The sequence below is a fragment of the Geobacillus sp. FSL K6-0789 genome (assembly GCF_038593135.1).
In the GTDB taxonomy this organism is placed as follows: domain Bacteria; phylum Bacillota; class Bacilli; order Bacillales; family Anoxybacillaceae; genus Geobacillus; species Geobacillus stearothermophilus.
This window is the reverse complement of sequence record NZ_CP151966.1, coordinates 1,132,471-1,145,198: the sequence shown is the minus strand read 5'-3', so window position 1 is coordinate 1,145,198 and position 12,728 is coordinate 1,132,471. Positions and strand designations below refer to the sequence as shown.

Sequence of the window (12,728 nt, the reverse complement as noted above, 5' to 3'; positions counted from 1 at the left end):
CCTCATTCTCTCTCTTTATAGGAAAAATTTTTGAATGTCGTTCCATGTGACGACAAGCATCAGCAACATAAGCAAGGCGAAACCGATAAAATGGACCATTCCTTCTTTTTGCCGGTCGACCGGCTTGCCGCGCACGGCTTCAATGGCGAAAAAGAGGAGCCGCCCGCCGTCTAGCGCCGGCAATGGCAACAAGTTGACAATCCCGAGGTTGATGCTTAAAATCGCTCCCCATTTCATCAAGTAGTAGATCCCGGACTCCGCCACCTTGCCAGTCGATACAGCGATGCCGACCGGGCCTGACAGCATGTCAAGCTGAAACTGGCCGGTGATCAATTGAACGAGCCCTGTTGCAATTTCCCTCGTCCAGTAATACGTCTCGACCAGCCCTTGCTTTACGGAGCCGAACACCGATTTTTCCATCGGCTGATAGACGCCGATTAAGCCGATCGTCTCCCCTTGAATCGTTTTCGCTTCCGGGGTGACGGTCACGCTCATGTCTTTCCCGTTCCGCTCAATTTGAAACTCCAGCGGCTCCTCTGGATGAGCGCGAATCGTGTTGACGATTTCCGTCCACGTTTCCATCCGTTCGCCGTTGATGGCGATGACCTCATCCCCTTGCTTCAACCCCGCCGCGCGCGCCGCTCCATCCGGCGTCAGCTCGCCGATGACCGGCTTATCGACCGGGTAGCCTTGCAAAAGGCCGATGATGATAAAGACGAGGACGGCCAATAGAAAGTTGGCGAGCGGGCCGGCCAAAATCGTCATCGTCCGCTGCCCGAGCGTTTTTGCCGCAAATTGGCGGTGGTACGGGGCGATTTGAATTTCTTGGCGGTCGACGACAAAAAACGCCGGTTCTTTCACCGCAAACCGCTCCAGCCGCTCGCCGTCGGCATAGCCGGTGACATACATGCCATGCTCCAAATCAGCGTCTTCCACCTCAACGACCCGAATGTTCGGATAATCGTCCTTATGGTTGAGGACGATTTTTTCCACCCGTCCTTCACTGTCAAGCAAAAGACCGACGACTTGCCCGCGCTTCAGCTCGATCGTTTCCGGGTCTTCGCCGGCCATGCGGACGAAACCGCCAAGCGGCAAAAGCCGGATCGTATACACCGTTTCGCTTTTCTTAAACGAAAACACTTTCGGTCCGAACCCGATGGCAAACTCGCGGCACAAAATGCCGGCCCGTTTGGCCAGCAGCAAATGCCCGAGCTCGTGAAAAAAGACGAGAGCGCCGAAGACAACAATAAACGAAATAATCGATTCCAACGTTTCAACCACCTTTATGCTAATAGTGAGCGGACATAAGCGCGCACATCCGCGTCAATTTCGCGAATCTCTTCAAGCTGCGGATCGTCCACCGGCTGATGGCGCTCAAGAGCGCGCTCGATCCACTCCTCGATGGCCAAAAACGGAATGCGTCCGGCTAAAAACGCCGCCACCGCTTCCTCATTGGCGGCATTCAACACCGTCGGCAGCGAGCCGCCGCGTTTTCCAGCTTCATAGGCAAAGCGGAGGCAGCGGTAACGGTCAAAATCGACCGGGGCGAAATGGAGCGCCCCAAGCGCAGCCAAATCGAGCGGCTTGGCCGCCGCAAGCGGCAGCCGCTCCGGATAGGCGAGCGCGTATTGAATCGGGATGCGCATATCCGGCGTGCCCAACTGGGCTAAGATGCTCGTGTCGCGAAACTCGACGAGCGAATGGATGACGCTTTCTCGGTGCAGCACGACCTCGATCCGCTCATACGGCAGCCCAAACAGCCAATGCGCTTCAATGACTTCAAACCCTTTGTTCATCATTGTGGCGGAATCAATCGTAATTTTCGCCCCCATCGACCAATTCGGATGGCGAAGCGCTTCTTCGACCGTCACATGAGCGAGCTCTTCGCGCGTCCGATCGCGAAAGCTCCCGCCCGACGCGGTCAGAATCAGCTTCTCCACGTGTTCACGCTTTTCCCCTTGCAAGCATTGAAAAATGGCGGAATGCTCGCTGTCAACCGGCAACAGCGGCACACCGCGCCGCTTGGCTGCCGCCGTGACAAGATGCCCGGCAACGACAAGCGTCTCTTTATTGGCGAGAGCGATCGTCTTCCCGGCTTCAATCGCTTTTAATGTCGGCACGAGGCCGACGCTGCCGACGACGGCGGTGACAACGACGTCCGCCTGCGGGCAAATAGCCGCCTCCACCAACCCTTCCTCTCCGTACACGACTGCAGTCCGCCCGCTGTACTCGCAGCGAAGCACTTCGTAAGCGTCTCGGTCGGTGACAGCGACAAGAACAGGGGAAAACTCAGCAATCAGCTTTCTTGCCGCTTCCACATTTTTCCCAACCGATGCCGCCGCCAGACGAAACTTGTCCGGATGAGCGCGCATGACATCGAGCGTTTGCTGGCCGATCGATCCGCTCGCCCCTAATATACTAATATATTTCAACATTTTCACTCCTCATCCGCTTATCGTACTGCTTCGATGAATATGTATAAGAGCGGCAGCACAAACAGCAGACTGTCGAACCGGTCCAAAATGCCGCCATGCCCCGGCAAAATCGCCCCCGAATCCTTCACGCCGTAATGGCGTTTGAAAGCGGACTCGACCAAGTCGCCAAGCTGGCCGAACATCGAAAGCAAAAGCGCAATCCCCACAGCTGCGCCAAGGCTGCCGAACGGGCCGACTGCCCATTCGTAAACGGCCGCGATGACAACAGCGCAGACGACGCCGCCAATGGCGCCTTCGACTGTCTTATTCGGGCTGATTTCCGGCCATAGCTTGCGCCGGCCGAACGCGCGGCCGAGAAAATACGCTCCGATGTCGGTCGCCCAAATGACAAACAGCGCGTAGACGAAGTACGCCAAGCCGGCCAAGCGGATCGCGGCGAAGCAGAAAAACCCGACGCCAACATACAAAACCGCCAGCACGACAAATGCTGCCTCATCAAACGTCAGCGCATTTTTTGTCACGACGGTGCCGACAAGCAGCAAAAAAGCGAGCGCGGCCAGCACACCGAACTTTGTCGTCCCGGACGCCAGCCATTCTTGGCCGTAAAGAGCGGGAACAAGCAGGAGCCAAAGGGCGGCAAACCCGGCGGCCCCAGCGAAAGACAACGGGGACATCCCTTTCATCCGCAGCAGCTCAAACAGTCCGACCGTGGCCAATATATATGTTACTATTATAAACGGAAATCCGCCAAAAATAACAATCGGCAAAAAGAGCGCCGCCGCTATGACTCCGGTGATGATTCGCTGCTTCATCGCGCTGACACTCCTCCAAACCGGCGGTCGCGGCGCTGGTAGGCAGCGATCGCCTCTAGAAAATGTTGCTCCGTAAAATCCGGCCATAAGACATCCGTAAACCAAAGTTCCGTATACGCCAATTGCCAAAGCATGAAATTGCTCAGGCGGATCTCTCCGCTTGTGCGAATGAGCAAGTCCGGATCTTTCAGGCCGTTCGTCATCAAGTATGAGGAAATGAGCGGCTCCGTAATATCGTCCGGCGCGAGCACCCCGCGCTCGACATCCTCAGCGATCCGCTTTACAGCGGCGGCAATCTCCGCCCGGCTTCCGTAATTGAGCGCAAAGTTTAAAATTAAGCCGGTGTTGCCGCTCGTTTCGTGAATCGCTTGCTCAACTGCCCGGCGCGTATGATCGGGCAACGCCTCCGTATGACCGATCACTTGGACTTTGACATTTTCGGCGACGAGCTCGGGAAGAAACGTCGTCAAAAACTGTTCCGGCAGCTTCATTAAATAGTCGACTTCCGTTTTCGGCCGTTTCCAGTTTTCCGTCGAAAACGCGTAAAGCGATAAAATTTCGATCCCAAGCTCATTGGCAAAACGGGTGATTTTGCGCACGACTTGCATGCCTTCGTAATGGCCGGCCACCCTCGGCAGCGCCCGTTTTTTTGCCCATCTCCCGTTCCCATCCATAATGATGGCAACATGGTTCGGAATCGGATGGCCAAGCACATCCTCTTTTGTCAGCGGGGCATCTTCCCGCTTCGCTTTTCGGATTTTATTAAACATACGAGTCCTCCGACAACATGTTTTGCCTTTCCATTATAGCAAAAAAACCCTCCATCAACATAGAGGGTTTGCATCGTTTTGCCTATACTTCCATAACTTCTTTCTCTTTCTCTTTTGTGATGGCGTCGATTTTGGCGATATGGTCATCGGTCAGTTTTTGCACATCATCAGTGTAGCTGCGAAGTTCGTCTTCCGTAATTTCGCCGTTTTTCTCGAGCTTTTTCAGCTCGTCGTTCGCGTCGCGGCGGATGTTGCGAACCGCGACTTTCGCATCTTCCGAATATTTTTTGACAAGCTTGGCCAGCTCACGGCGCCGCTCTTCCGTCAACGGCGGAATGACAAGGCGGATGACCGATCCGTCGTTTGATGGCGTCAACCCTAAATCCGATGCTAAAATCGCTTTTTCCATCTCTTTGATGACCGATTTGTCGTACGGCTGGATGACGAGCAGGCGCGCTTCCGGCACGCTGATCGAAGCAAGCTGGTTGATCGGCGTTTGGACGCCGTAATAATCAACCGTCACTTTTTCGAGCAGCCCGGCGTTCGCCCGTCCGGCGCGAATGCTTGCCAGCTCGCGGGTGAATGCTTGCACGGCCTTATCCATTTTTTCTTTCGCCTGTTGAATCACTTGCTTTGCCATCGTTATTTCCCCCTTACGATCGTTCCGATGTTTTCGCCTAAGACAGCGCGTTTAATGTTGCCTTCTTCCATGATTGAAAAGACGATAAGCGGAATGTTGTTGTCCATGCAAAGCGATGAAGCAGTCGAATCCATGACGCCAAGCCCTTGCTTGATGACGTCCAAGTACGACAGCTCGTCGTACTTAACAGCGTTGGCGTCAACGTTCGGATCGGCGCTGTAGACGCCGTCGACGTTGTTTTTCGCCATTAAAATGACGTCCGCTTCAATTTCCGCCGCCCGCAAGGCCGCCGTCGTATCGGTCGAAAAATACGGGTTGCCCGTGCCGGCAGCAAAAATGACGACCCGCTTTTTCTCAAGATGGCGGATCGCCCGCCGGCGGATGTATGGCTCGGCGACTTGCCGCATTTCAATCGACGTCTGCACCCGCGTCTCGACGCCGAGCTGCTCGAGGCTGTCCTGCAGGGCAAGCGAGTTCATCACCGTCGCCAACATCCCCATATAATCGGCTGTCGCCCGGTCCATCCCCATTTCGCTTCCCGTTTTTCCGCGCCAAATGTTGCCGCCGCCGACCACGATGGCGATTTCCACGCCAAGCTCAGCCACTTCTTTCACTTGTCTGGCGATCGACTGGATCACCGCCGGCTGAATGCCAAACCCTTGCTTTCCGGCGAGCGCTTCCCCGCTTAATTTTAATACGACACGTCGATATTTTGGCTGTTCCATGTCCGACCTCCATGATGCAAATCGCTTTGAAAAACAGGGAACACGCGCGTGTTCCCTGTTGCGGTCCATCACTGCTTTCTGACTTGGCTCATGACTTCTTCAGCGAAATTGTCTTGGCGCTTTTCAAGCCCTTCACCGACTTCATAGCGGATGAACTGTTTAACGGTCGCCCCGTTCGATTCCACATATTGGCGCACTGTGACATCTGGATTTTTGACGAACGCTTGCTCAAGCAGGCAGATGTCTTCGTAAAACTTTTTCAAACGGCCCTCAACCATTTTCTCGACAATATTTTCCGGCTTGCCTTCGTTTAACGCCTGCTGTTTCAATACTTCGCGTTCGCGGTTAAGTTCTTCCTCCGGCACATCCTCGCGCGAAACATATTTCGGATGGAGCGCGGCGATATGCATGGCCACGTCTTTGGCGACCTCTTCGCTGGCGTTGCCGGCTAATAACGTTAATACGCTGATGCGCCCGCCCATGTGCAAGTACGCGCCAAACGTTTCACCGTCCGCTTTGTTGACGACGGCAAAGCGGCGGAGCGTAATTTTTTCGCCGATTTTGGCGATCGCTTCGTTGATGTAGTCTTGGACGGTCGCGCCGTTGTCCATCGTTTGCCCGAGCGCCTCGTCAAGCGAAACCGGCTTTTGTTTCAGCAAGTGGGCGGCCAGCTCTTTGACGAGCGTTTGGAACGACTCGTTTTTGGCGACGAAGTCCGTTTCCGAGTTCACTTCCAAAATGACGGCTGTGTTGCCTTCAGCAGCGACGTACGTCATTCCTTCCGCCGCGATGCGGTCCGCTTTTTTCGCCGCTTTGGCGATCCCTTTTTCACGCAGCCAGTCGATCGCCTTTTCCATGTCGCCGTTTGTTTCGGTGAGCGCTTTTTTGCAGTCCATCATGCCTGCGCCCGTTTTTTCGCGCAGCTCTTTGACCATTTGTGCTGTAATTGCCATGAATAAATCCTCCTTCTTTTGATCGCATATATGTATCGATGCCGGCAACGGATGCCCATTTTGCCCTTATTCGTTAGTATAGCCAAAAGTTGCTGACTTTTGTCTAAAAAAAGGTGATAAAAGGCTTTCCCCTCTTATCACCTTTCCTCCACCTTGCCTTACTCTGCTGCCACAGCGGCTTCTTCGCCTTGTTTCGCCTCAAGCACCGCATCGGCGATTTTCGACGTCAACAGTTTGACGGCGCGGATGGCGTCGTCGTTCGCCGGAATGACGTAGTCGATCTCATCCGGATCGCAGTTCGTGTCGACAATGCCGATGATCGGGATGTTCAACTTGCGCGCTTCCGCCACTGCAATCCGTTCTTTGCGCGGGTCGATGACAAACAGCGCATCCGGCAGTTCTTTCATGTCTTTAATGCCGCCTAAAAATTTCTCAAGCCGCTCTTTTTCTTTTTTCAAACCGATGACTTCTTTTTTCGGAAGAACGTCAAATACGCCATCTTCTTCCATTTTTTCAATTTCGCGCAACCGCTTGATCCGCTTTTGGATCGTTGCAAAGTTTGTCAGCGTGCCGCCAAGCCAGCGTTGGTTGACATAAAACATGCCGCAGCGTTCGGCTTCTTCTTTCACGGATTCTTGCGCTTGTTTTTTCGTGCCGACGAACAAAATTTTGCCGCCGTTCGCCGCCAGTTCGCGGACGAAGTTGTATGCTTCCTCGACTTTTTTCACCGTTTTTTGCAAGTCGATAATATAAATGCCGTTGCGCTCCGTGAAAATGTATTTTTTCATTTTCGGGTTCCAACGGCGCGTCTGATGTCCGAAATGGACGCCAGCTTCAAGCAATTGCTTCATTGAAATGACTGACATGCATGCTCCTCCTGTTTCCTTGTGGTTTTTGTGCCTCCGCCTGCCTCATCTTTCAGCAAGACTGGCGTTGCCAGCACCGTTGCTGAAATCATCAGGCGTGTGTATTCACACCATGTAAAAATATATCATAACCGCCGGCAGGAAATCAAGCTATTGTTCGCCCATTCGGCCGTTTTTTCGGCCAAATTTGAGCAGCAGTTCGACTTCTGTTTTTCCTTTTCCGAGCTTCTTCGCGATTTCTTCGACCGTCATCCCTTCGGCTTCGAGACGGTGGGCGATGGCGGCGGCATGGGCGGATGGCGGCGAAAAGTCGACTACATCTTCGATGGCGTCAACATCGGGAAAATAGTCCGACAGCGCGTCCATGGCGTCCGTTTGTTCAACCCGGCCGCTTCGCCCCAGCTCCGGCCGCTCCGATGCAGTTTGTTTCCGACCCGGCCTGTTTTCGCTGCCCGCTCCGTTTACCAGCCTGCTCTCTTTCTCATTGCTGGGCTCTGACTGCTGAGGCAGGCGGCTCTTGACGGGAGCCGGCGTCCGCTTGTCCGCCGCGGCGGCCGGTTTCGCGCTAAGCAGCGCATCCAACTCGGCCAAAAAGCGCTCATTTTCCTCTTTCCATGCCACGAGATGGGCCGCCATCGCCTCCTCAAGCTCCTCAGCCCGCCTCTTGGCTCTTGCTTCCTCTTCGCTTAGCCGCGACAAGCGCGTGTAAAGCAGGATGATCAACCAAAACGAAAACGCGTGCAGCAACAAGCTGACAGTCAGCCAAAATGCCTCCATCGTTGTTCACTATCCTTTGATGTCGATTGTTTTTCCTTTATAAGGATGACTCCCAAAACGGAGCGCGTCTCCCGCCCGTTTTCCCGTCACTTGGCGGCGCGCCTGCTCCGCTCGTTTTTCCTCCGCGGCTGCCCGCTGCGCCTGCACAACATGAGGGTGCTGCTGCGCCAAGGCGTGCTTGGACGCGGCTTCAGGCGCCTTCGGCATGACGCTTTGCAGCATCGGCAATTGGATGTCCATCTTCCCGCTTCCTTTCGCCTCATGAATCCCCGCTTAAAAAGCGGCGCAATTTCCACAGCGCTTTGGCATGAATTTGCGAAATTCTTGATGTGGACAGCTGCAAAAGACTTCCGATTTCCGTAAACGTCAGCTCTTCTTTGTAAAACAAACTGATGACGAGCTGCTCTTTTTCATTCAACCGTCGAATGCCTTCCGCCAACTGGTCGATCATTTCCCGCTTAATGGCTTCCTCTTCCGGGAGCAGGGCGCGGTCGTCCCGAATCGCCAGCGGCTCATCTTCGTCTTCAGCCTCTCCTTGTCCAAGCGGCAACCAAAGCGACCAAAACGTGTCGCTGGCCGCCGCCTGCACTTCCGCTTCCGTCATGCCAAGTTCAGCCGCAATTTCCTTCGCTGTCACCGATCACATATACTGCTGCTCCAGCCGTTCGGCCGCTTCCTCGATTTTTTTCGCCTTGTCGCGCACACTGCGCGGCAGCCAGTCTTCTTTGCGCAAACCGTCCAATATCGCGCCGCGGATGCGGAACGATGCATACGTATCGAATTTCAAATCGCGCGATGGGTCAAACTTTTCAATCGCATCGTACAACCCGAGGAGCCCAAGACTGATCAACTCATCCTTTGGCACAGAACTCGGCAGCGTCGCCGAAAGCCGCTGCACATGGTAGGAAACAAGCGGCATATAGCGCTGCACGAGCTCTTCAGCCGCGCGGCGGTCGCGGCCGTTGACCCAGTCGTCCCAATATTTCCGTTCTTCACCTTTTAGCGCGCTCCCCATCATTCTCCCCCTCGCCTCGCGGAAACCACATATCGTTCCATCATATTTCTTTTATGTCCTGGCACGCCGTGCGGATGGCCAGCACGCCCGTCTGCGGGTTAAACTCGATTGTGCGGCCGCTATGGCCCCCGACATCTTCGGCCACAATCGGGATATGAAGCCGTTCAAGCTGCCTTTTCACTTCCTCAACGTTGCGGGCGCCGATACGCATCATGTCCCCGCCAGCTGCGGAAAACGAGAACATTTGCGCCCCTCCGGCCAACTTCGCTTTGAGCATGCCCTTCCGTCCTCCGGCGGCCAAGACGAGCTTACAAAGCGCTTCCACCGCTGTATCAGCGTATTTGGCGGCATTGACAACTCCCCCGCGCGCCATCGATGAATGCGGCAGCATCACGTGCGCCATACCGGCAACCGCTTTTCCGCTGTCATAAATGACGACGCCCACGCACGACCCGAGCCCGCATGTGCGGATGACGTTCGGCGCCACGACAACTTCCATTTCGGCAATGCCAACCTTCACTGCTTCTGCCGTCTTCATCACCCCTCCACACCTAACGCTCGAAAAATAATGGAAAATGATTCTGGGTCAGGAAGAAGGAAGAAATGGCCGTTAATGCTCTCATTTGGCCGCCGGTCATCGTAAATAGCTGTATCGATCAAAATGGCGCAATCGCCGACGCGCGACAGCTCAAGCAAGCCAAACGACAGCACCGCTCCGATCATATCGATCGCCAGCGCCGGCACGGACGGATGCAAGTTTAACCGGGTGAAATCGGCGAGCGCCGACAAGTATGAGCCGGCCAAAATGTTGCCAAGTTCCTGCAGCGCCGACCGCCCGAGCTCATGGGCTTCGCCTTGGAACGAAAACGAGCCATCGCCCGTCATTCGGCGGACAAACTTCTCGGCCTGGTCCGGCGGCAGCACGAAAAACATGTTTCCCGGCGCTTCGCCTTCGACGCGCAAATAGACGCATGCCACCACTTGCTCCGGACCGCCGATCAGCTCCATCATCTCGGCAAATGTCGCAATTTGGACGCGCGGCACAGCCATTTCGATTTTTTTGTTGAGCAGCATGGACAAAGCGGTCGCCGCGTTGCCGGCCCCGATGTTGCCCATTTCGCGCAAAATATCAATGTGTGTCCCTGTTAAGTTGCGAATGTCGTCCAACCGCAAACGCCCCTCTCTCCGTTTTATTCACTTAAGACACTTGCCAAATCGAGCAAAATGAGGAGACGCTTCTCGACTTTCGCCACTCCGCAAATGTAAGCAGCCCCTATGGCGCCGATCGCCTCGGGCGGCTCAATGCTCGCTGCCGGAATGTCGAGAACATCGTTGGCCGCATCGACGATCAACCCGACTTCGATATCCCCAAAGGCGGCGATAATCATCCGCGTCTGCTCCCAGTATGGTTCGGGCGCAAACCCGAACCGCTCGCGCAAATCGATAATCGGCGTGACGACCCCGCGTAAGTTGATGACTCCTTTGACATAAGGAGCCGTTCCCGGCACGCGCGTAATCGGCTGTATTTTTTCAATGGAACGAACGTATTGCACCGGCAAGGCATATTCTTCCTCTTGCAGGCGAAATGCAATCACTTTCCAATCCGTCTGCACGCTCATGCTCATCGGTCGCTTCCCCCTTTTTCTGTTCAGCTTCCTCGCCCGGCGCCGCCAACGAAAAGGCCGCGTCCGCCCGCGGCCTTTTTCCAGCTCCGCCGGCATACAGTCGGCTTTCTATTTGACAAGCGCGTTGCAGTCAATAATGAGCGCCACCCGGCCGTCTCCCAAAATCGTCGCCCCTGAAATGGCGAAAACAGAAGATAAATAGTTGCCGAGCGACTTCAACACGACTTCTTGCTGGCCGATAAACGAGTCGACCGCCAACGCCGCCAGCTTTTCCCCTTTTCGCACGATGACAGCCGGCACCGTCTCGCTGTCATCCGACGCGCCCGGCACAGCGAACACGTCCTTCAGCCGGACGAGCGGCACAACTTTGCCGCGGAAATCGATGACCGGCTGGTTATGGACATAGAACACGTCTTCTTTCCTAATGAGCGCCGTCTCCATAATCGATGACAGCGGGATGGCATACGTTTCCGCCGCAATTTGCACAAGCAGCACCGAAATGATCGACAACGTGAGCGGCAGCTGAATGGAAAACAGCGACCCTTGGCCAGGACGGGAATCGACGGCCACCGTGCCGCCGAGCGACTCGATGGTGCTTTTGACGACATCTAAGCCGACGCCGCGCCCGGAAATGTCGGAAATATGATCGGCAGTGGAAAACCCGGGAGCAAAAATAAGCTCATACACTTGCTCATCGGTTAAATGCTCAGCCTCCTCGGGCGAAACGATGCCGCGGCTGATCGCCTTTTTCAGCACTTTTTCCCTAGAAATACCGGCGCCATCATCCTCGATTTCAATAAAGACATGGTTGCCGCTATGGTAGGCGCGCAATTGGATCGTCCCTTCCTCCGGCTTTCCGCGCGCCGCCCGGACGTCCGGCGCTTCAATGCCATGATCAAGCGCATTGCGGAGCAAATGGACAAGCGGATCGCCGATTTCATCAATGACCGTCCGGTCAAGCTCCGTTTCCGCCCCGATCACATCAAGACGCACTTTTTTGCCGAGCTCGCGGGCGAGCTGGCGCACCATGCGCGGAAAGCGGTTAAACACCGTTTCCACCGGCACCATGCGCATATTTAAAATGATCGTCTGCAAATCACTCGAGATGCGAGACATCCGCTCGACCGTTTCCGTCAATTCGGCATGGTTCAGCTCGCGGGAAATTTGCTCAAGCCGCCCGCGGTCGACGACAAGCTCTTCAAATAAGTTCATCAGCATATCGAGCCGTTCAATATTGACGCGGATCGTTTTCGTCGCCTGTTTCGCTGTTTGTTTTTCCGGCGCCTCCGCTTCGGCCTGAACGGCCTCCGCCTGCTCCATAGCGGCCGGTTGTTGGGGCGCAGACGCTTTCTCGCTTTCTGCCGACGGTTCATTGCTCGATAGCATAGACACCTTGACGTCATCAATTTCCGAAATGCCCATCAGCCGCTTTTGCAACTCATCGGCTGGCGCTTTGGATACGACCGTAACGAGAAACTCCCGGTCAAACTGTTCTTCCTCCAGCATCTCGACCGGCGGCATTGCTTTCACAATTTCTCCGACTTCATTCAGCTGTTCAAACACCATATAGACGCGCGCTGCTTTCAACAAGCAATCATCGCGAAGCCGAACGCGGATTTCGTAGACGGAAAATCCCTGCTCCTTCGCCTGCTCGAGCACATAGTATTCAAATTCCCCATACGCATGTTCAAGGGGCGGTTCTTCTCTTGCTGCCTGCTTGTTCGGCATCTCCCCTTGCTCGATTCGTTTCAGCTGTTCGACTGTTCTCCTTACATCGCGCGTTCCGTCGCCGCCTGCAGCGATGGAACTGATCATCGCCTCCAAATGGTCGACGGCCTCAAAAATGACGTCAAGCAATTCCGGGGTAACAGAAAGCCGCCGATTGCGGATGCCATCGAGCACGTTTTCCATTTGGTGCGTCAAATTGGCTAAATCTTCAAACCCCATCGTGGCGGACATGCCTTTCAACGTATGGGCCGAACGGAAAATATCATTCACCACAGACATGTCCTCCGGAGTTTTTTCAAGTTCCAACAGCCGCTCGTTGATCGCCTGCAAATGCTCTTTGCTTTCATCAATAAATAAATCCAAATATTGGCTCATGTCCATG

14 protein-coding genes and 1 pseudogene are annotated in these 12,728 nt (G+C 54.8%); all 15 read right to left on the bottom strand.

Translation table 11 applies throughout. From position 1 onward, the window contains the following. Positions 1-15: 15 nt before the first annotated feature. Positions 16-1,281 (bottom strand): RIP metalloprotease RseP, encoded by a 1,266-nt coding sequence (rseP, locus tag NSQ51_RS06060; protein ID WP_171697966.1) that lies wholly within the window; start codon positions 1,279-1,281, stop codon positions 16-18. Between the two features lie 2 nt (positions 1,282-1,283). Next, positions 1,284-2,432, bottom strand: a complete 1,149-nt coding sequence (dxr, locus tag NSQ51_RS06055; RefSeq protein WP_047819265.1) for a 1-deoxy-D-xylulose-5-phosphate reductoisomerase — start codon at positions 2,430-2,432, stop codon at positions 1,284-1,286. 20 nt (positions 2,433-2,452) lie between these two features. Continuing rightward, positions 2,453-3,247, bottom strand: a complete 795-nt coding sequence (locus tag NSQ51_RS06050) for a phosphatidate cytidylyltransferase (RefSeq protein ID WP_049624612.1) — start codon at positions 3,245-3,247, stop codon at positions 2,453-2,455. Then, entirely contained in the window at positions 3,244-4,017 is a 774-nt protein-coding gene (locus NSQ51_RS06045) for an isoprenyl transferase (protein ID WP_033016874.1), read from the bottom strand. Before NSQ51_RS06045 ends, NSQ51_RS06050 begins: the two co-directional genes overlap by 4 nt. An 82-nt stretch (positions 4,018-4,099) precedes the next feature. Then, positions 4,100-4,657: a ribosome recycling factor gene (gene frr / locus NSQ51_RS06040; protein WP_033008096.1), complete on the bottom strand. Its 558-nt coding sequence runs from the start codon at positions 4,655-4,657 to the stop codon at positions 4,100-4,102. Positions 4,658-4,659: 2 nt separating this feature from the next. Then, entirely contained in the window at positions 4,660-5,382 is a 723-nt protein-coding gene (pyrH, locus tag NSQ51_RS06035) for a UMP kinase (protein ID WP_033008098.1), read from the bottom strand. 68 nt (positions 5,383-5,450) lie between these two features. After that, positions 5,451-6,335 carry a translation elongation factor Ts gene (tsf, locus tag NSQ51_RS06030; RefSeq protein ID WP_121649912.1) on the bottom strand — a complete coding sequence of 295 codons (885 nt, stop codon included), beginning with the start codon at positions 6,333-6,335 and terminating at the stop codon, positions 5,451-5,453. 158 nt (positions 6,336-6,493) lie between these two features. Beyond that, the gene (gene rpsB / locus NSQ51_RS06025; protein ID WP_021322279.1) at positions 6,494-7,201 is read right to left on the bottom strand and encodes a 30S ribosomal protein S2; all 708 of its coding nucleotides are present in this window, start codon (positions 7,199-7,201) and stop codon (positions 6,494-6,496) included. 150 nt (positions 7,202-7,351) lie between these two features. Continuing rightward, positions 7,352-7,978, bottom strand: coding sequence for a hypothetical protein (locus NSQ51_RS06020; protein WP_049624609.1), 627 nt, complete (start codon positions 7,976-7,978; stop codon positions 7,352-7,354). 9 nt (positions 7,979-7,987) lie between these two features. Beyond that, entirely contained in the window at positions 7,988-8,218 is a 231-nt protein-coding gene (locus NSQ51_RS06015; protein WP_033016878.1) for a hypothetical protein, read from the bottom strand. Between the two features lie 19 nt (positions 8,219-8,237). Continuing rightward, a pseudogene (locus NSQ51_RS06010) lies at positions 8,238-8,993 on the bottom strand (FliA/WhiG family RNA polymerase sigma factor). A gap of 40 nt (positions 8,994-9,033) precedes the next feature. Next, positions 9,034-9,531: a chemotaxis protein CheD gene (locus NSQ51_RS06005; protein WP_033016882.1), complete on the bottom strand. Its 498-nt coding sequence runs from the start codon at positions 9,529-9,531 to the stop codon at positions 9,034-9,036. Next, positions 9,531-10,160, bottom strand: a complete 630-nt coding sequence (locus NSQ51_RS06000) for a chemotaxis protein CheC (RefSeq protein WP_033016884.1) — start codon at positions 10,158-10,160, stop codon at positions 9,531-9,533. The genes NSQ51_RS06005 and NSQ51_RS06000 overlap by 1 nt, the downstream gene beginning before the upstream one ends. Before the next feature lie 23 nt (positions 10,161-10,183). Next, positions 10,184-10,618, bottom strand: a complete 435-nt coding sequence (locus NSQ51_RS05995; protein WP_049624616.1) for a chemotaxis protein CheW — start codon at positions 10,616-10,618, stop codon at positions 10,184-10,186. A gap of 108 nt (positions 10,619-10,726) precedes the next feature. Further along, positions 10,727-12,727, bottom strand: a complete 2,001-nt coding sequence (locus NSQ51_RS05990) for a chemotaxis protein CheA (RefSeq protein ID WP_049624607.1) — start codon at positions 12,725-12,727, stop codon at positions 10,727-10,729. Position 12,728: the final 1 nt, after the last annotated feature.